18 protein-coding genes are annotated in these 19,623 nt (G+C 34.2%); 4 read left to right on the top strand and 14 right to left on the bottom strand.

The annotated features are described in order from the left end of the window. Positions 1 to 4: 4 nt before the first annotated feature. The 3 genes from dapE to NYG92_RS06015 are packed head-to-tail and all read right to left on the bottom strand — an operon-like array spanning position 5 to position 2,390. Positions 5 to 1,102 carry a succinyl-diaminopimelate desuccinylase gene (dapE, locus tag NYG92_RS06025; protein WP_289233824.1) on the bottom strand — a complete coding sequence of 366 codons (1,098 nt, stop codon included), beginning with the start codon at positions 1,100 to 1,102 and terminating at the stop codon, positions 5 to 7. Positions 1,103 to 1,105: 3 nt separating this feature from the next. Continuing rightward, a complete protein-coding gene (locus NYG92_RS06020; protein ID WP_270977327.1) occupies positions 1,106 to 1,705 on the bottom strand; it encodes a LysE family transporter in 600 nt (199 codons plus the stop codon). Beyond that, the gene (locus NYG92_RS06015) at positions 1,698 to 2,390 is read right to left on the bottom strand and encodes an SIR2 family NAD-dependent protein deacylase (protein ID WP_289233823.1); all 693 of its coding nucleotides are present in this window, start codon (positions 2,388 to 2,390) and stop codon (positions 1,698 to 1,700) included. The genes NYG92_RS06020 and NYG92_RS06015 overlap by 8 nt, the downstream gene beginning before the upstream one ends. 51 nt (positions 2,391 to 2,441) lie before the next feature. On the opposite strand from NYG92_RS06015, the gene NYG92_RS06010 reads away from it, so the two are divergent. The 3 genes from NYG92_RS06010 to NYG92_RS06000 are packed head-to-tail and all read left to right on the top strand — an operon-like array spanning position 2,442 to position 7,456. Next, a complete protein-coding gene (locus NYG92_RS06010) occupies positions 2,442 to 3,707 on the top strand; it encodes a TolC family protein (RefSeq protein ID WP_270966062.1) in 1,266 nt (421 codons plus the stop codon). After that, positions 3,704 to 4,447, top strand: a complete 744-nt coding sequence (locus tag NYG92_RS06005; protein WP_270977330.1) for an efflux RND transporter periplasmic adaptor subunit — start codon at positions 3,704 to 3,706, stop codon at positions 4,445 to 4,447. Before NYG92_RS06010 ends, NYG92_RS06005 begins: the two co-directional genes overlap by 4 nt. Beyond that, positions 4,448 to 7,456 carry an efflux RND transporter permease subunit gene (locus NYG92_RS06000; protein WP_289233822.1) on the top strand — a complete coding sequence of 1,003 codons (3,009 nt, stop codon included), beginning with the start codon at positions 4,448 to 4,450 and terminating at the stop codon, positions 7,454 to 7,456. Positions 7,457 to 7,501: 45 nt separating this feature from the next. On the opposite strand, the gene NYG92_RS05995 is transcribed toward NYG92_RS06000, so the two are convergent. The 3 genes from NYG92_RS05995 to NYG92_RS05985 form a co-directional block, all read right to left on the bottom strand. Beyond that, the gene (locus NYG92_RS05995) at positions 7,502 to 7,741 is read right to left on the bottom strand and encodes a ComEA family DNA-binding protein (RefSeq protein WP_004277072.1); all 240 of its coding nucleotides are present in this window, start codon (positions 7,739 to 7,741) and stop codon (positions 7,502 to 7,504) included. A 72-nt stretch (positions 7,742 to 7,813) separates the two neighbouring features. Next, positions 7,814 to 8,305: a phosphohistidine phosphatase SixA gene (sixA, locus tag NYG92_RS05990; RefSeq protein WP_270977333.1), complete on the bottom strand. Its 492-nt coding sequence runs from the start codon at positions 8,303 to 8,305 to the stop codon at positions 7,814 to 7,816. Continuing rightward, on the bottom strand, positions 8,302 to 8,838 hold the full coding sequence (locus NYG92_RS05985) for a rhomboid family intramembrane serine protease (RefSeq protein ID WP_289233821.1): 537 nt from the start codon (positions 8,836 to 8,838) through the stop codon (positions 8,302 to 8,304). Before NYG92_RS05985 ends, sixA begins: the two co-directional genes overlap by 4 nt. Before the next feature lie 93 nt (positions 8,839 to 8,931). On the opposite strand from NYG92_RS05985, the gene NYG92_RS05980 reads away from it, so the two are divergent. Further along, positions 8,932 to 9,342, top strand: a complete 411-nt coding sequence (locus NYG92_RS05980; protein ID WP_257422048.1) for a PepSY-like domain-containing protein — start codon at positions 8,932 to 8,934, stop codon at positions 9,340 to 9,342. Here the strand turns inward: NYG92_RS05980 and NYG92_RS05975 are convergent. The 8 genes from NYG92_RS05975 to leuS are packed head-to-tail and all read right to left on the bottom strand — an operon-like array spanning position 9,339 to position 19,615. Continuing rightward, on the bottom strand, positions 9,339 to 10,022 hold the full coding sequence (locus NYG92_RS05975) for a 3-methyladenine DNA glycosylase (protein ID WP_289233846.1): 684 nt from the start codon (positions 10,020 to 10,022) through the stop codon (positions 9,339 to 9,341). The two genes, NYG92_RS05980 and NYG92_RS05975, sit on opposite strands and share 4 nt — an antisense overlap. Before the next feature lie 2 nt (positions 10,023 to 10,024). Then, positions 10,025 to 12,949, bottom strand: coding sequence for a transcription-repair coupling factor (mfd, locus tag NYG92_RS05970; RefSeq protein ID WP_289233820.1), 2,925 nt, complete (start codon positions 12,947 to 12,949; stop codon positions 10,025 to 10,027). After that, complete coding sequence (locus NYG92_RS05965; protein ID WP_082200229.1) at positions 12,949 to 13,341, bottom strand: bactofilin family protein; 393 nt, start codon at positions 13,339 to 13,341, stop codon at positions 12,949 to 12,951. The genes mfd and NYG92_RS05965 overlap by 1 nt, the downstream gene beginning before the upstream one ends. After that, positions 13,281 to 14,180, bottom strand: a complete 900-nt coding sequence (gene pgp4 / locus NYG92_RS05960; protein WP_289233819.1) for a peptidoglycan metallopeptidase Pgp4 — start codon at positions 14,178 to 14,180, stop codon at positions 13,281 to 13,283. The genes NYG92_RS05965 and pgp4 overlap by 61 nt, the downstream gene beginning before the upstream one ends. Continuing rightward, entirely contained in the window at positions 14,173 to 15,330 is a 1,158-nt protein-coding gene (locus tag NYG92_RS05955; protein WP_270982775.1) for a Mur ligase family protein, read from the bottom strand. Before NYG92_RS05955 ends, pgp4 begins: the two co-directional genes overlap by 8 nt. After that, a complete protein-coding gene (locus NYG92_RS05950; protein WP_289233845.1) occupies positions 15,317 to 16,699 on the bottom strand; it encodes a hypothetical protein in 1,383 nt (460 codons plus the stop codon). The genes NYG92_RS05955 and NYG92_RS05950 overlap by 14 nt, the downstream gene beginning before the upstream one ends. Beyond that, entirely contained in the window at positions 16,680 to 17,192 is a 513-nt protein-coding gene (gene lptE / locus NYG92_RS05945; RefSeq protein WP_289233818.1) for an LPS assembly lipoprotein LptE, read from the bottom strand. Before lptE ends, NYG92_RS05950 begins: the two co-directional genes overlap by 20 nt. Continuing rightward, positions 17,189 to 19,615 carry a leucine--tRNA ligase gene (gene leuS, locus NYG92_RS05940; protein WP_289233817.1) on the bottom strand — a complete coding sequence of 809 codons (2,427 nt, stop codon included), beginning with the start codon at positions 19,613 to 19,615 and terminating at the stop codon, positions 17,189 to 17,191. Before leuS ends, lptE begins: the two co-directional genes overlap by 4 nt. Between the last annotated feature and the right edge of the window lie 8 nt (positions 19,616 to 19,623).

The raw sequence follows: 19,623 nt of genomic DNA, 5'->3' as shown, positions 1-19,623 counted from the left end.
TTTCCTAAAAATTCTCTACCAAATCTTTAAAAACCAAACAAAGCTTTTCAAAATCCTCCACACTTACCCTTTCATTGACCGCGTGAATCGTGTCGTTTCTCACGCCAAATTCAGCCACTTTCACGCCAAATTCCGCAAAAAACCTAGCATCCGAGGTGCCTCCCTTAGTATTAAGCTCAGGCACAACGCCGCTTATTTTTTGCACGCTTTGATTAAGCTTTTGGACGATTTTAGAATTTGCGTCTGTTAAAAAAGGCTTGGAGCTTTGCGTAAGAACAAGCTCGTAGTTAAGTCCGTGGCAAAGCTTTTCTATATAATTTCTTACATCTTCTACACTCGTGTCGTTTGAATTTCTCACATTTAGCATTAATCTTAAATCATTTGGCGTTACATTACTCACACCAAGCCCTGATCTTATGTCGGTTAGGACGATTTTAGAGGGTGCAAATTCAGCACTTCCGGGGTCTAGGTCAAATCCTGCTAAAAATTTCAAAATAGGTGCAAATTCGTGGATGGGATTAATAGCTTTTTCAGGATAAGCGGCGTGCCCTTGCTTACCTCTAATTAAAAGTTTGCCATTAATTGAACCGCGTCTGCCTATTTTAATGCTATCGCCAAAGCTTTTCACACAAGTAGGCTCTGCAACTATGGCGTAATCGGGGAGCATATTTTTCTCCTCCATAAATTTTAAAAGCTCTAAAGTGCCGTATTTCGCCTCGCCTTCTTCATCGCTTGTAAGCAGTAAAGAAAGACGAGAGCCTTTAAAATTGGCATTTTTCACAGCACTCACAAAGGCAGCAACCCCACTTTTCATATCTTGTGCGCCTCTTGCATAAATGAAACCCTCTTTTTCCACAGGCTCAAAAGGCTCATTTTCCCAGCCCTCTCCACTAGGCACGACATCAATATGCCCTCCAAAGGCTAAATGCTCGCCATTATCGTTAAATTTCTTAGTTAAAAGTAGGTTTTTAACCCCCTCTTTTTCGATGAAAAAAGCCTCAAAGTCCTCAAGCTCTAAAGCGATGAAATTTAACGCTCCGTCATCATCTGGAGTGATGGATTTGAATTTCAAAAGCTCGATTAAAAATTCCTTAGCGTTCATTTTCTATCCCCAAAAAGTTTTATAAAGTAAATTTAGAGCAAAATATTCTATAATCAAAGCTGAAAATACATTGATATAGTATATCACTTTAGCCTTAAATAAATGGCTGAATTTCCCCACAAAAAACGGCAAAGCCAAAATCCAAATAAAAATGAAACTCACAAGCCCTAGCGTTAAGGCTATGGGATATTGATTACTCACACTAAGAGAGGCAAAAGAAAGCCAAAAGCCTATGACATAGGGATTTAAAAGATTTAAAAACAAGCCTTTTAAAAAGCTTTTTGCGTAAGATTTATCAATTTTACTTTTTTGAATTTCCAAATTTTTAGGCTTTTTTCTAAATGTCAAAAAGGCAATATAAGTAAAAAAGCAAAAACCAAAAATCGCTAAAATCTTTAAAAACCAAGTTTGATTTAAAAAATGTAAAAGTCCAAAATTTAACAAAGTTAAATAAAATACATCTCCCATTAAAGCCCCAAATCCTACAAAAAAGGCACTTCTAAAGGAAACGAGTGCATAAGAAAGCGTAAGCAAATTCACAGGTCCAAAAGGCACAGCCACACCAATGCCTAGCAAAATGCCGTCCATTAAACTCTTAAACACTTAAAAACTCCTCTACATCTAAAATTATCTTATCCACAGCACTTAAAATATCCTCTTTATACACCTTAGTAAAACAAGCCTCCAAGCCCTCATCACTCTCAAGCAAATTTAAAATGCTTTTTTCACACATCTTTGCATAATGCCCCACAGGTAAAACCGCCCCACTCGTGCCTATGGCTATAAATAAATGCGTTTGCTTTAAAAGCTCGTAAAGCCCTTGATACTCGGGCGCTTGCTCTTCAAACATCACGATATTATGTCTTATTTTTTCGCTTTGACAAGAAGGGCAAGTTTTATTTTGTATGCTTTCATAGCCTATGTTAAAAACTTTTTTACATTTTAAGCAACGAAGCTCTGGTAAAAAGCCGTGTAGGTGTATCACACCCTCGCAATTTGCGCGTTCAAGTAAATCATCGACATTTTGCGTTAGCATAAAGATATTATGAGGGAATTTAGCCTTAAGCTTTGCTAGAGCAAAATGTGCATAATTTGGCTTAACTCTAGCAAGACTTGCGCGGCGAAGGTCATAAAAATCTAAAACTTTTTTAGGATTTTTTCTAAAGGCGGAAGCGGAGCAAACCTCCATTACATCATACTCCTCCCAAAGTCCGTCATTGTCTCTAAAAGTCTTTAAGCCACTTGGTGCGCTAAGTCCCGCACCGCTTAATATCATTACATTTTTCATCGCAAAATTCCATTAAAAGAAAAATTTATTTAAAGCGTATTATAATAAATTATGAAAAAAATTAATAAATGCCTAGTTTTAATCCTAACGCCACTTTTTTTAAAAGCCTCAAATTTAAATGAGCTTATAGAGCTTAGTTTGCATAATGAAAGCTATCTTATTAAAGAGCTTCAAACGTTGCAAAGTGTAGCACAAAAAGATGCGGCTTTTAGGGCGTATCTGCCAAATTTAAGCCTTAGTTCTGGTTACATAGCAAATAACAAAGACCGCGCACTTACAGAGCCTAATGAAAGCCTTTTTTCAAGACTTAGCTTAAATTTCTTACTGTATGACGGAGGCAAGAGAGAAGCACATATCAAAAGCTTAAAATTACAAGAAATTCTAGCAAAGCTTGATAAAAAAGAGCAAAAAAACCTCCTTGCTTTAAATGCGGCTACGCTTTATTTTAACTACCTTAGCCTTAAAGAATTAATCAAAGCTGGAGAGCAAAAAAAGACCTTTTTAAAGCAAAGCTTAACAAGACTTGAAAGCTTTTATAATGCTGGACTTAGTGCTAAAGATGAATTAGAAAGCATTAGGGCGAAGTTTCACTTGGCTTCTTTAGAGCTTTCTCAAAGAATTTTAAAGCTAGAAAATATCAAAAAAGAGCTTTTCATCCTTACGGCAAGAACTTTCACTCCACAAGGAAAAGCAAGGCTAAAAGAGCCACAAAAAACGCAAAGTCAAAATGCTAAAGTTTTAAAGGCTAGAGAACAAATTGACTTAGCAAACGAGAGAGTAAAGGCTGCTAGAGCGGAGTTTTTTCCTAAATTTTTCGTGCAAAATCATTTGAGTTTTTATGATAATCATCACAATCCAAAACTCCCCGCCCCCTATCAAAACTTAGCCTCAGCAATGTTTAGCGAAAGCGGAACGGCAAATCAAATTATGCTAGGCTTGGAGTGGAAAATTTTTGATTTTGGCACGAGAAATAAAGAGCTTGAAAATAAGCGTTTGGCTTTGCAAATTCAAAGAGCAAATTATGAGTTGCTTAAAAGACAAAATGAAGAAGAATTAAGCTATTTAAAGAAAAATTTAGCCGTCTTAAAAGAGCAAATTGAGGCATTAAAATATAGTCTAAACGCAGCGAATTTGGCTTTTGAAAGTGTCAATAAAAAATATAGTGCTGGACTTTGCTCTTATGTAGAATATTTACAAGCCTTAGAGCTTAAATTTAAAGCAATGAGTGATTTAGAGCTTGCTAAAAATGAGTTTGAAATCACTAAGGCAAATTATTATTTTACCGCAGGATTTGACTTAAGTAAGGAAATACAATGAAACAAATTTGGCTTCTTTTTTTATTTAGCCTTTCTTTTGTGAGGGCGGAGGAGCTTTATGCGAGTTTTAATGTCGAGGCTAAAATGCAAAGTCGATTAGTCCTTGAAAGTGTGGGTGTAGTAGAGCAAATTTTTGTCGAGGTTTCGCAAAATGTCAAAAAAGGCGATTTAATCCTAAGTCTTGATAGCAAAAGCGAAAAAATAGCCCTTCAAAATGCTAAAAACGACCACGCTCTAGCCCTAGTAGAATTTCAAAATGCGCAAAGCAAAATGCAAAAATTTAAAGCCGTGCGTGAGGTGATTGACAAACAGAGCTTTGAGGATATACAAAGTGCTTTTAATGGTGCTAGATTAAGACTTGAAAAAGCAAAATTAAACATTGCTTATTATGAAAATGTCCTTGAGAAAAAAAGGCTAGTCGCCCCTTATGATGGGATAATTGCAAATAAATTCATACAAGTTGGCGAGGGCGTGGGGGGCGTGGGGCGTGTTTTGATTGAAATTTTTTCTTATCCTGATGTAAAGCTTATTTTAAGCTTTGATGAGAAATTTAAAGATAGGGTCAAGCTTGGACAAAAATTCCTCTATAAAATTGACACAGAACAAAAGCAAAGAGAAGGCAAAATAGCCCTTATCTACCCTAGCATAGAGCCTAAGACAAGAAAAATTTACGCCGAAGTTTATGCTAAGGATTTAAAGCCCGGACTCTTTGGCGAGGGTCAAATCATCATAGAGGATTAAATGTATAAACTAGCCATTAACCGACCTATAAGCATTTTAATGCTCTTTTTAGCCTTAGTGATTTTTGGCTTGCTTTCCGCCTTTAATATGAATGTCAATTTATTTCCAAATGTGAGTATCCCTCTTGTGAAAATCACCACAAAAATAAGCGGGGATTTAAATTTCGTAGAGTCTAAAATCACAAAAGAAATCGAAAACGCCATTAGTGAGATAGATGGGGTAAAGACGATTAACTCGGTAGCTTATGATAATTTTAGCGTTACTATGGTCGAGTTTAAATTAAGCAAGGATTTAGAAGTCGCCGCTAATGATGTAAGGGATAAAATCGGCACCCTTTCTCTTAGCGTAAAGCCTGAAATAGAAAAGGTGTCTTCTGACTCTGGCACTTCTATTTCACTTTTTTTAAAAAGTAAAGATGAGCTTTATTTAATGCAAAGCATTAAGGATAAAATCAAGCCCTTTTTGCAAAGAATAGACGGGGTCGGTAAAATAGAAACCATAGGCTACAAAGAGCCTCAAATTCGCATAGAATTAAACCCAAATGAGCTAAGAAAATACCACTTAAATGCCTTAGAAGTAGCCACTCTCATACAAAATCAAAATTTTAAACAAGCACTAGGACAGCTTGAAAACGACAAGCAAAATTACATTTTAAAGGGTTATTTTGAAGCAAGTTCTTTAGAAGAGCTTAAGGAGCTAAGGATAATGCCCGGCGTTTTCTTAAAGGACATAGCGACGCTTTCTTATCTTTACGAAGATGCTAAACAAGTGGCTTTTTATGGGGGAAATGGGGTGCTTTTAGAGCTAGGAAAGATAGCAAATTTTAATACCTTAGAAATGATTGCTAATATTAAAAAAGCCCTTCCTATCTTACAAAATAACTTTGAAAATATCGAATTTAGCATTGTTTATGATAAGAGTTTAAATATCCACAAACACCTTTCTAGCGTTGTTTTTGATATGATTTTAGGTGTATTTTTGACCATAATCATCGTTTTTTTATTTTTACGCAATTTAAGCGCGACTTTAATCGCTTGTATCGCTATCCCAAGTTCGATTATTTCAACCTTTTTCATTATAGACTTGCTAGGCTATGACTTAAACCGCCTCACCTTTATCGCTCTTACTTTAAGTATAGGAATTTTCATCGATGATGCCATAGTTGTGATAGAAAATATCGCTAAAAAATTAAAAGAATATCCCGCCTTAGAGGCGGCTTATCTTGGCATTAGCGAAATAGGCTTTTCGGTGCTTAGCATTAGCGTTGTTTTGCTATGCGTTTTTGTGCCTATTTCTTATATGGATACGATTCCGGGCTTGTTTTTTAATACGCTTGGCATTAGCGTAGCTTCTGGGATAGTGATTAGCTTTTTTGTGTCCATTTTGCTAATACCCTCACTCAGTGCTAGATTTTTAAACCCTAAACAAAGTGCTTTTTACCAAAAAAGCGAAGTGTTTTTCACAAAAATGGAGCTTTTTTATGAAAATTTACTCTATAAAATTTTAAAAAATAAAGGCAAATTCATACTCATAAGCTTCGCTTTTATCATCATTAGCTTTGCTTTGGCTTTAAAAATAGGACTTGACTTTTTACCTATGGAAGATGATAGTGAAATTCAAATTTTAGCTCAAAGCAAAAAAGACTTAAGCCTAGAGGCGATGAAGGAAAAAAGCCTTCAGCTTCTTAGTGAAATTCAAAAAGATGAAAATGTCGCTTACGCCTTTTTGCTTGTAGGCTATGAGGACGCAAAGGACGCCACTAAGGCTAAAATTTATGTCAAATTAAAGCCACTTGGAGAAAGAAAGCTTAGGCAAAGTGAGCTTGTGAGCCTTTACCGCGATAAATTTAAAGATGAAAGTTTAAATATCAAAATTTTGGAACTACCTAAAATTGACGGCGCTGGCATTGATGATCCTGTGCAGTTTTTGATTTTAGGAGAAGATTTAAAAAGCCTTGAAATGGCGACCTTAAGGGCAAAAGAAGTATTGCAAAAAGAAAAGAGAATTGTGGATATTAATGACAATGCCAACCTTAAAAAAGCCGAAGTGAGCCTTAGAATCAATAAAGAAAAAGCCAAACTTTTGGATGTCGATCCTAAATATATAGCGGGGGTTTTGAGCTATTCTTTTGGGGAACTTGTGGTAGGAAGTATGGATAGGGGAAATTTCAAAGATGACATTATTTTAAGCTTTAATGAGGCTTTTAAAAAGGACATTAAAGCCCTAGAAAAAATTAGTATTAAAAATAATCAAGGCGAAAATTTAGAGCTTTTAAGTGTGGTGGATTTTGTCTATAATGAAGACTTAAAAAACATTTATCATTATAATAAAAATCGCAGTGTCAAAATCACTGCTGGGACTAATGATATTTCTTTAGGTGCGGTTAAGAGCCTACTTTTGGAGCATATGGACGCAATTTTAGGACAGGATAAAAGTCTAAGTTACGCTTTTTCAGGCTTTATTAATCTACTAAATGAAACAATTCAGGGTTTTGCTTTTGCGATATTTTTGGGAATGATACTGATTTATCTTGTTTTAGCCGCACTTTATGAAAGTCTTATTTTACCGCTTATCATTATGATAACGATGCCTCTAGCCTTTGGTGGGGCTTGTGTGGGGCTGTTTATCACGGGGCATAATTTTTCTTTATTTGTGCTTATTGCCATTATTTTGCTTTTTGGTATGGTGGGGAAAAATGCCATTTTGCTTGTTGATGTGGCAAATAAACAAACTCATCAAGGATTAAATGTCGATGAAGCCTTGATAAAAGCTGGCAAAATGAGACTTCGTGCCATTTTAATGACAAGTTTTGCAATGATTTTTGCGATGTTACCACTCGCACTTTCAAGGGGCAGTGGTTACGAAGCAAACGCACCTATGGCAATAACCATTATTTTCGGGCTTGTTAGCTCCACACTTTTAACCCTACTTGTCGTGCCAGCCTTGTTTGAATTTTGTTATAAACTTGATACTAAATTAAGAAAAATTTATGAAAGAAAGAAAATATAAATATAGATTTTGGTAAAAGCTTACCAAAATCACAGCCTAATAAAACTACTCCACAACGATAGAATCTTTTAATTCTTCAAAAGTTTTTTCGCCTATACCCTTAACCTTTTTAAGCTCTTCTATACTTGTGAAATTTTGTTCTTTTCTATAATCTAAAATCGCTCTCGCCTTGGTCTCTCCTATGCCTTTTAAGCTTTTTAATTCTTCAAGCGTAGCAGTATTTAAATTCACAGCCGCAAACAAAAAACTCGCTAAAGCAAACATTAAGAAAAATATTTTTTTCATCTTTTCTCCTTTTAATAAAATTTCTTAATCTTACTTAAAAAATTTTAATTAAGAGTTAATTATTCCTTAAGCCTAATTCTCCTTAAGTGGCTTGATATGCTCGAAAAATACAAGCTTTGCACTATGTTCTTTTAAGTCCTTAAAGCTCTCACACTCAAGGCAAAGCATAGAAGAGGTAGGAAAAGAGTGCAAACAAAGAGGGCTTAAAAGCTCACAAAGCTTTAAAAGGGCAGGATTATGCCCTACTAAAAGCACATTGTCTATACTTTCGTCTAAATTCTTTAAAAAAGCAAAAAGCTGCCTTTCATCTGCTTCATAAAATGCAGCGATTAGGTCAATTTCTTTTTTATCATAAGCATAATTTTTTGCTATTATTTTTGCAGTTTTTTTAGTCCTAAAAGCAGGAGAAGCATAAATTCTATCCCACTTAATCTCATATTTTTGCAGTCTTTGCAAGAGGATTTTTAACTCATCTTTTCCCTTTTTTGTAAGCTTTCTGCTAAAATCATCTATTTTGATTTCTTTTTCTGCTTTTGCGTGTCTTAAAATATAAATTTTTTTCATCTTTTTCTCCTTAAAAATGCCAAAATATAACCACTCATAAAACCAAAAATATGCCCATACCAAGCCACATTAATCCCCATAAACAAAGGTAAAAAGCTCATCAATAAAATAGCCACCACAAGCCCTTTTGTGCTAGTTTTATCCAAAAAAGCATAAAAGCCCATCAAAACGCAAATCGCTCCACTAGCACCCACTAAAAAAATTTTTTGCCCCCAAAATTCAAAAGCAAAAAGTAGATAAAAAGCACTCAAAAGCGAGGTTATAAGCCCCCCGACAAAATAAAGCAAAGCAAATTTCACACTTCCCATATAGCTTTCTAAAATCCTACCAAAGCTAAAAAGCACTATCATATTAAGCACAAGATGAGTGAAATTTCCGTGTAAAAACATAGAGCTTAAAAGCTGCCATAAAAAATTTTCCTCAAAAAATAAAAGATTAAGAGAAAAATACAGATCAACAAGATCCGTATCAAAAAACCAAGTTTGCAAGATAAAAATAAGCCCGTTTAAGATGATTAAAGCCCAAGTTATCACCCTATAACTCCTTTAAAATATATTATTTTCTCAAATTTCACATAAAATTCACTCAAAAGCACTATAATTTTCCTTAAATTCTAAGGAAAATTAATGAAAATTATAATTCTTATTTTAACACTTTTTTTAAATTTAAAAGCTGATATCATACTCTCCCCTCAAAATTTACCAAATACCATAAAAGACTTTTTACAAAAAAATTTCAAAGCCCAAGTTAGCTTAGCACAAAGAGATGATAATGCTTATGAGATAGCATTAAATGACGGCACGGAGCTTGAATTTGATGTAAGTGGCGAGTGGAAAGAAATTGAAGCAAGAGGCACGGCGATAAGTTATGAAGTGTTACCGCCTCACATCGCTAGCATTTTAAAAAATGAATTTAAAGAAAATGCAATTAAAGAAATTGAACGCAAAATTAATTATTATAAAATCAAATTTTACAATAATTTCGAAATCATCATAGACTTTAACGGCACGATTTTAAGGCGTGAATATGATGATTAAAGCATTTTTAAAGATCTTATCCAGTCCTCACCCTTCTCACTTAACTTTTTGCCTCTAAAAGCTATTTTACCAAAGGCTATGATTAAAGCGTGATAAATTTGATAAAGCTCGTAAAGCTCATATTTTCTTCCTAAAATTTGACATAAATTCCGTCTCTCTTGCTCGATACCATTTTGAAAAAATTCTCTTAAATCCTCGTAATCTTCTAACTCGTAGCCCAAATGCAAAGCCAAGCGGTAAGTATAATTATCCACCACTAAAATTTCTCGTTTGCAAAGATAATTTAAAATCCCATCCACACTCTCATACCCAAGCCCCTTAATGCCTAAAAGCCATTCTCTACTCACATTTTCTTTAAAGCTTTTCATACTATCAAATTCCTGCAAAATAGCCTCCGCCAAGCCCTTTAATCTCTTAGCCTTAGTATTGTAAAAACCACTTGGCTTTATAAGTTCTGCTAAGGCTTTGCTATCTAAATTTACCACTTGATTTAAAGTTGAAATTTGGGCTTTTTTGCAGTTTTCTAGGGCTTTTAGAACATTATTCCAATTTGTATTTTGCGTCAAAATTACTGAAATCAAAAGCTCAAATTCACTCAAGCCCCTGCCCTCAAGCCAGTCAAAATCCTGCCATTTTAAATCAAAACTTAAAAGTTTTTTAAAAATTTCCGCCGAATTCATCATTAAGACTTTCTTAAATATACCAAAATAGCCTCTAAAATATCATCTTCATCTTTGCTTTTAGCCTTGATGATTTCTTTTTCATCATTTATTTTAATAAGCTGGATATTTTGCATATAATTGCTAATTGCCTTAAATTTCCCACTGGCTAGAATTTTAATGCGAATGAGTGCTAAAAATTGCTTCGTATAAACATCAAGTTTGCCAAATCTATCCTCAATCTCCGCTTCAATCTCATAAAGCCTAGAGCTATCCTCGCACTTGCTAAGGCGGCGATAAAGTTCTAGCCTTAAGCTATCTTCGTTAATAAGCTCAGGATTTAAAAAGGCGTTGATATTAAGCTTTAATTCAAGCTTATTTTCACTCACGCTTTCATTTTTACTTAAGGCATTTAACTCATCTTCAAGCATTTTAAGATAAAGGCTATAACCAATTTGCTCTATATGTCCGCTTTGGTCAAGCCCTAGCAAATTCCCACCCCCTCTTATCTCAAGGTCGTGATAAGCCAGTAAAGAACCCGCCCCAAGAAAAGAATTACTCTCCAAAGAAACAAGCCTTTTTAACGCCGCCTCGCTCAAATTTGCCTTATCCTCCACTAAAAAATAACAATAACCCTGCTTATTACTTCTGCCGACTCTTCCTCTAAGCTGATGTAAATCAGCCATTCCAAAACGCTCACTTTTTTCAATGATGATAGTATTGACATTGGGCAGGTCTATTCCGCTTTCCACAATCGAAGTGCATAAAAGTAAATCATAAGCCTTATTTTCAAATTTAAGCATCTCTTCTTCTGTGGTTTTAGCGTCTATTTTAGAATGTAAAATGAGAATTCTTAAGTCTTTAAAAAGGCTTTTTAGGTGTTTTTCACACTGCTTAATGCTTGCAATATGATTATGAATATAAAAAATTTGCCCACCCCTTCTAAGCTCTCTTAAAATAGCCTCTTTAAGAAGTGCGTCCTCGCTTTCTCTTACAAAACTTCTTACATCAAGTCTATCTTCTGGAGGGGTTTGTAAAATGCTATAAGATTTAATGGAGCTTAAAGCTTGATTTAAGCTTCTTGGTATAGGCGTAGCAGACATTGAAAGAAGATGGGAATTTTGCGAAAATTCCTTAAGTTTTTCTTTTTGCTTAACGCCGAATTTATGCTCCTCATCGATAATCACTAAAGCGACATTTTCACACTCAACGCTTAAAAGCGTGTGTGTGCCGACAACTACGCAAGGCGTATTTTTTTTAAGCTCTTCAAGCAAATATTTTTTTTCCTTAGCACTAGTAAAGCGATCAAGCTTAAAAACTTTAAGGTCAAATTCCTCAAAACGCTTTTTAAGACTTTGATAATGCTGGTGCGATAAAAGCGTGGTTGGCACGAAAAAAAAGACACTAAAGCCACTTTTTAACACAGAAAAAATGGCATTCATCGCCACTTCTGTTTTACCAAAACCCACATCTCCGCTTAAAAGCCTATCCATAACCCTAGAGCTTTTAAAATCCTCCAAAATATCCTCACAAGCCTTAACTTGATCTTCCGTGTAAGAAAACCCCGCCCTTTGGACGAAATTTGCTTGTGCTTCTAGGTTAATCATTATTTTTTTGGGCTTAATGAGCGCCCTTTTTGCCGCCATAGCAATGATTTGCGAAGCAAGGGCTAAAAGCTTGGTTTTAAGCCTTTCTTTTAGCTTAATAAAGGTGCTTTTTCCAAGTTTATCAAGCAAGGGTATGGCACCCCCAACGCCCAAATATTTATCAATCATATAAAGATTTTCCACAGGTAAGAGTAATTTATCATTATTTTGATATGAAAGTGCGACAAATTCCTTTTTAGCACCCGAAATATTTAGCAATTCAAGCCCTAAAAATTTCCCCACCCCATAATCCTCATGCACGATAAAATCACCAACCTTAAGCTCATCTAAAATCAAATTTGCCTTACGTTTTTGCCTTTTTTTATCTTTTTTATTTAAAGAAAGTATAATCTCATCACTACTAATAACATTAAGCCTTAAAGTGCTTTGTTTAAAAATAATATTTGACATATCAAGCTCAAGCTGCTTAAAAAGGGCTTCATTTTGTGCTAAAATGGTAATTTTTTTATTTTGATGTAAGGCGAAAAAATCTTGATTATAAATACTTTGCAAGTCCCTATAAACACTAGCTTCTGGTAAAATTCTTGCATTAATAAAATCAACATTTTCAAAGCTTGCGTCAAATTTTTTAATACTTTTAAAATCAAGCTTTAAATAATCCTCAAAATCATTCACACACCAAAAGCCTAAAGAATTAATATCCTTAATCAAAGCCTCACTATCAAAGCTTTCTAGCTTTTCTTCAAATTCCTCATAAGCACTTTTAGAAAAATGGCTCAAAAATGGGCAAATTTCAAGCTTGTCAAGCTCACTTGGGATAGATTTTTGCGTGGCTAAATCAAAATATCTAATGCTTTCAATCTCTTCACCAAAAAACAAAATTCGCACAGGATTTTCTTCATTAATACAAAAAATATCAAGCACCTCTCCCCTTAAAGAAAGCTCTCCCTTATCTTGCACCATATCGACAAATTCATAACCCAAACGCAAAAATTCATCTTTTAAAAGCTCCACATTAAAAGGCTTGGTTTTATCCAATATAAAGCCTTGCAAATGCCTTTTTGATGGAAGTTTTTTAAGAACACTTGCTAGAGGGGAGATGAGAATTTTTTGAGCGTTTTCTTTATGATAGGCGTTTAAAACCTTACAAAGCTCAAAAAGCTCTTTAGAAAAAGCGCGTAAGTCATCGCCAAATTCCGCCCTAAAATCTGGCAAAACGAAAGTTTTTATCTCAAAAAATGCACTCACCTGAGAAAGAGCATCCGCCTCTTTCTCATTTTCACAGAGCAACAACTCGCAAAAATTGCCTTTTTTGAGATATTCAAAAAAAGACGCTTGCATTAATCAATGGTATTTTCTATCATTCTTACAGGCTCATCTTCCTTAATCTTAGAGCTACCATTAAAACGCCCTCCGCTTTCTATGGAAATTTCTTTAATGACTATATTTCCACTCACATAACCGCCCGCTAAGATTTCAAGGCTATTTGCCTCAAGCTCACCCTCAAAAACGCCATTAACGACTATTTTATCAGATTTTAATTCGCCTTTTAAATTTCCATTTTTACCGATGACAACTATGCTTTCTGAATGGATAATGCCATTTAACTCCCCATCAACATGAAGCATAGAAGCGAAATAAAACTTACCCTCAATCTTAGCACCAGATGAAATTACTGTTGTTTCCGAGCTTGGATTTGCTGGGCTGACACTGCCTTTATTAAAGATTGCCATGGAACTCTCCTTTCTTGATTAAAAAATTCGTTCATATTTTTTCTTTTGAGATTAAGAAAATATAAAGGTTCTAAAGTTTTATTGATAAAACGCACTTCATAGTGTAAATGCGGACCAGTCGAAAGCCCCGTATTACCAGTATAACCTATCAAATCCCCCTTATTTACAAAATCTCCTGCCTTAACCACATCTTTACGCATCATATGGGCATATACGCTCTTAAAGCCAAAATTATGAAGTAAAATGACATTATAACCATAGCCATTATTACTATATCCTGAAAACTCAACCACCCCACTAGCGGGAGCATAAATAGGCGTGCCAATGCTTGCAGCTAGATCAATGCCTGGATGAAATTCCTTGCGTTTTAAAATAGGATGCTCTCTCCAGCCAAATTTACCAGTAACGCCCTTATTAGTAATAGGCCAGCCATTTGGAATTTGATTTAAAATACCTTGTTGCTGGTCATTTGTAAGATTAAGATTTTCAAGTCTTGCACTAATAGTAAGATTATTTTCATTTTCAAGCCCTAAAGCCTCTTCAAAAGAAGCGATTTTATCCTCTATAACGGCATATTGTGCAGCTTTTTCATCGAGGCTTTGTTGCATTGTCTTATTAAGCGTTTCAAGTTCCTTGCTTTTCTTAAGCAATTCTTCTCTTTTGGCATCTAACGCATCGACTTTACTATCTAAATATTTAATATAAAAACCGCTAGAGATTAAAAATAAAAACACAAAAGCGATGATATATAAGACAATTTTTTTAATAATTTGATTAAGATAAAAATGTCTTGAACCATTAATATCCGAAATGGTAATGGTAAATTTATTTTTAAGCACCATATTCCTTTAAAAATTTTTCCACTAAGATAAAAGAGCCAAAAACAAGAGTTTTTTTATCTTTATCAAGCTCTTTAAATTCTTCACATTTTATATTAAGCTTTTCGCAAAGGTCAAAAATTTGCTCATTTGCCAAAGCTCTAGCTTCATTTTCACATTTAAAAACCATAATTTTAGCACTGATAGGCTTTAATATTTTTAAAATTTCAAAAATTTTTTTATCTAAAAAGCTATTATAAACAATTTCCAATTTTTCGCCTTTAAAATATTCACACAAAGCTCTAGCTGCTAAGACATTATGCCCCACATCGATATAGAGCTTTTCGCTGATTTTTTCGCAACGCCCTCTTAAATTTAATTTGCCCAAATTTTTTAAAGCTTTGATTGTTTGCGATTTTGAAAGTAAAATTTCACAAGCTCTTAAGGCAAGTTTAAGATTATTCTCTAAAAAAAGAGGCAATTTAAACTTATTTTTATAAAGCTCTAAATTTTCCAGCAAATCAGGACTTAAATCTCTCAAAACACACAATTTAGCTCCTTTTAAAAGGGCGATTTTTTGAGCCATTTTGAGAACACTTTCATTTTGATTTGTGCTAATTAAGGCTTTTTTTGCCATAACTTTCAATTTTGTTCTTGCAATTTGCTCCAAACGATTTCCTAAAAACTGCTCGTGGTCATAATCAATTTGCGTAAAAATACTTAAACGCTTCTTAAAAACAGAAGTTGCATCATACTCTCCACCAAGTCCCGCTTCAAAAATGATAAAATCGCATTTTTCAAAAAGCAAAGCGGCTAAAAAAGTGGCGTATTCGAAATAACTTAATTTTTCCAAATCCTCTTGCAAAATAAGACTTAATTTTTGATGCGTTTTTTCGAGTAAATCCTCATCAACCAAACCGCCATTAAGATAAAATCTTTCTTTAAATTCGAAAATATGCGGACTACTATAATGCCCCACATTATAGCCCAAAGCCTCTAAAAGTTGGGCTAAAAAACGCCCCGTGCTACCCTTGCCATTAGTGCCGACAATGTGAATAATGGGTGGCATTTTAAAATATTTTTGATATTTTTCCAAAATTCTAAAAGCGACAAAGGGGTCTATTTTACTATAAAATTCACCCTTTTTTGCTAGAAATTCACTCAAGCTCATCGTTCATTTGCTTTGACAATTCTTCCAAAATACACGCTTCAGGCTTACTTGCTTTATCCATAAAAGAAACGCTAATTTTAGGGCGTATTACATCTTGCTTATAAATAAATCTAAAATTTTCAATAGTTTTTAAATTTTGCTCCACCAAATTTGCAATTTCCGCTTTATCTCTTCCGGGAGCTATGATGAGATAACTTTTTTCATCCATCATCCATAATTCATCAAAGTCCCCACAACTTTCTTTTAAAATTTTCTTAAACCTGACAAAAATCTCATTTAAATTCCCCATTCCATACTTTTCCATTATGAAGCGGTAATTGCTAATTCTAAAAAGTGCTAAAGAGTAATTGACCTTGTATTTTATAAAATTTTCATCAAGCTTTTCAAGTTCTTTTACTACACTCCAGCTTTCTCTCTCTTCTAAATTTTGTGCGAATTGAATTTGTGAATTAAGGCTTGAAATTTTTTCATTTAACTCACTAAATTTAGCTTTTAAATCTTCAAAGCTAAGTTTTACCTCGCCTTTTTCATCAGGGTGAAGTCCATCGACAAAATCTAAATTTTGCTTATTTTGCTTGCTTAAAAGAAGATAAAGCTCATTAATTTTTTTAAGATTTTCATCGAAAAAATTAAGATTTTTTTGTACATACATATTATCAACAACAATGCGTCTATTCACAAATTCTGCGAGTTCATTTTTAAAATTTGTCTCGTTTAAAATGCTAGGATTTGAGCCTAAATTTGCACTAAAACCTTGAATTTTTAAATCCTCAACCAAACTAGGACTAAGACACATTGCAATAAGTTCGGCAAAACGCTCGAAGGTTCTTTGATTTAGCTTTTCAACAAGCTTTTTAATGATTAGCTCATAATCATCATAACGACTAATATTTAAAGAGCGAAGCTCTTTATCCACGCTTTCATTTTCATAAATGCGCTCCAATTCTTTCCATTTTTTATCAAGCAAATAAATACTTTCGCTATCCATTGTTTTAGAAATTCTTATGGAAGTGATTTTTGCTAAATCCTTAATTTTCCTATCTCTACTCACCTGCAAAGCTTTACAGATAGTGCTTAAAAGCTCAAAAAATTCGCTAAATTGCTTACCACTTTGACGATTTAATACAGAAATCAAAAAGCTAATAAACTCCTCCAAAGTGCGAATGGGCTTTTTCATAAACTCACTTTGAAAATGCGGCAAAAGCAAGGCTTGATATTTTTCTATCTTTGCCTTACTTGCACTTTTAAAGCCTCTTTTTTGAGAAAGCTCTTCGAAAATTTCGCTATAATTTTCAGGGGTTGGCTTAAGACCCCTTTCTTTGAGAGCTATAAGCGTCTCTTTGGCTAATTCATTGATATTTATCATTATTTTTAGCACCCCTAATTGCGATTACAGAAATAAATTCATCGAAAGCCTCTTTTGAAGCTTCCCTTATAGCCATTTGCCTTGCAGTATCACTTATGATGCTATTGGGCGAAATATCAAAATTATAACTTCCGCTTGTATTAAAATTTTCTTCACCGCCATCTTTAAAAAGCACATAAAAATTTAAATTAAGTCTAGCTTTATATTTAATCACATAACCATTTTTATCATAAATGAGTGGGATAAATTCTAAATTATTCATTTCCACATTAATAATGTCATCAGCCTCGTGCTTAAGGGCTAATTTTCTACCAAGTTTAGAGATAACCATTTCCTTTAGGGTATCAGCGACAAAAATGCTATTTTTAGGATCATAAGGACTAAGCTCAACATTAACATAAACTTTTTCATCAAATATATTATTCGCAAGTTTTGAAGTCGGCACATATCCACAAGCAGCTATAAAAAGGGTGATAAATGCAATTAAAATTTTCATTTGACCACCAAATTGACAAGAGAATTTGGCACATAAATTTCTTTAATCACACTTTTTCCCTCAAGCCATTTTGCGACCTTTTCTTTAGCTAGTTGAATAATCTCATCTTGTTTTAAAGAAGCACTAACTTCGATTTCAGCGCGTTTTTTACCATTAACGCTTACACCTAAATTCAAGCTATCTTTCACAAAAACTTCAGATTTTAATTCTAACTTTTTGAAATTTTCAAAATGAAATAATTTTTCGCTTAATTCAAAGCAAATATGAGGGATAATAGGCTCTAAAATGTTTAAGATAATAAAAAAAGCCTCCCTTTCTAAAGCTTGATTTTTACAAGCTCCAATAGCATTTAAAGCCTCCATACAAGCAGCGATTAAGGTATTAAAAGCAAAACTTTTAGTATAAACTTCTTGCGATTTTTTCAAAGCTTCATAAACTTTTAATCTTGCATATTTTTCTTCCTTATTTAAAGCCACTTGTGAAATTTCTTCTAATGCTCCACTTTCAAGCTTTAAAGCCCTATCATAAAGACGCACTATAAAACGATACGCACCCTCTAAAGCATCATCATTCCACTCAAGCTCTTTTACAGGCGGTGCGGCAAAAAGTATGAAAAGTCTAGCCGTATCTGCACCATATTTTTTAATAATATCATCGGGATTAACGACATTACCTCTTGACTTACTCATCTTCATTCCGTTTTTTAAAACCATGCCCTGAGTCAAAAGCCTAGTAAAAGGCTCATCGCCCTCCAAATAGCCAAGATCTCTTAAAGCCTTTTGAAAAAATCTCGCGTAAAGTAAATGCAAAATAGCGTGCTCAATCCCACCAATGTATTCATCAACACCTAGCCAATATTTTGCACTTTCTTTATCAATGCCAACTTCCTGCCAAGTCCTCTCATCACTCGCAAAACGCGCATAATACCAAGAGCTTTCAAAAAAAGTATCCAAAGTATCACTTTCTTTTTGTGCCTTTCCTCCACACTTAGGACACACACAATCTTTCCAAGTAGGATGCTTATCTAAAGGATTACCCTCACCTGTAATTTCTACATCATCAGGTAATAAAATAGGTAAATTTTCTAATTTTTGCGGCACTATGCCACACTTTTCACACCTTATCATAGGCACAGGCGCACCCCAATATCTCTGTCTTGAAACGCCCCAATCGCGAATTTTATAGTTAATAACTCTTTTCCCTAACTTTTCTTTTTCAAAAAATTCTATGATTTTATCTCTAGCTTCATTACAATCTAAGCCACTAAATTCCGCACTTTCTAAAAGTTTTCCCTCTTTTTGAGCATGAGGTAAAGTCATTGCCTCAATGACCTGTTTGATAGCTAAATCATACTTTTTAGCAAAGTCAAAATCTCTTTCATCATGTGCTGGCACAGCCATTACAGCTCCACTTCCATAATCCGCTAAAACAAAATTTGCCACCCATACAGGAATTTTTTCTTTCGTTAAAGGATGCAAAGCATAAATTCCTAAAAAGCACCCCTCTTTTTCAGCACTTTGCCTTTCTTTTGGGCTTTGATTTTGCATTTTTTGAATTTGACTAATCGTTTTTTCATCTAAAAGCCTTTTGCGAAGTAAATTTTGCACGATTTTATGCTCTGGCGCTAAAGCCACATAAGAAACACCATAAATAGTATCAGCCCTTGTGGTAAAGACCTCAAAACTAGCTTCATCAACCTTTTTAAAACTTTCTTCATCGAGCCAAAAAGCAAATTCCAAGCCCTCACTTCGCCCTATCCAATTTTCTTGCATTGTTAAAACTTGCGTAGGCCATTTTCCTTTTAAGTTTTCAAGCTCTTTTAAAAGCTCCTCCGCATAAGCAGTGATTTTAACATAATAGCCGGGCATTACCTTTTGCACAACTTCATGCCCACAACGCCAGCATTTACCATCTTCAACCTGCTCATTTGCTAAAACGGTTTGGTCATTTTCACACCAATTAACCCTAGCTTCTTTAGTATAAATCAAGCCTTTTTCATACATCTTAATGAAAAATTCTTGCTCAAATTTCGTATAAATAGGATCAGAAGTAGCCAAAATTCTCTTTTTAGAAAAAGAAAATCCCAAAGAAAAAAGCTCTTTTTTCATATAGGCTATATTTTCATAAGTCCAAGTTTTAGGGTGAATTTTGTGCTTAATCGCAGCATTTTCAGCAGGCATACCAAAGCTATCAAAGCCTATAGGATGCAAGACATTAAAGCCCATTTTCCTATAATACCTAGCTAAAGCATCTCCTATGGCATAATTTCTCACATGCCCCATATGAATACGCCCACTTGGATAAGGAAACATAGAAAGTATATATTTTTTAGGCAGAGTAAAATCATCCTTTGGCTCAAAAGCTTCACTTTCTTGCCAAATTTTTTGCCATTTTTGCTCTATCACACTTGCTTCATAAGCCATTTTTTCTC

It is taken from the genome of Campylobacter felis, assembly GCF_030250085.1.
GTDB lineage: Bacteria > Campylobacterota > Campylobacteria > Campylobacterales > Campylobacteraceae > Campylobacter_D > Campylobacter_D upsaliensis.
This window is presented reverse-complemented; position numbering and strand designations above follow the sequence as displayed.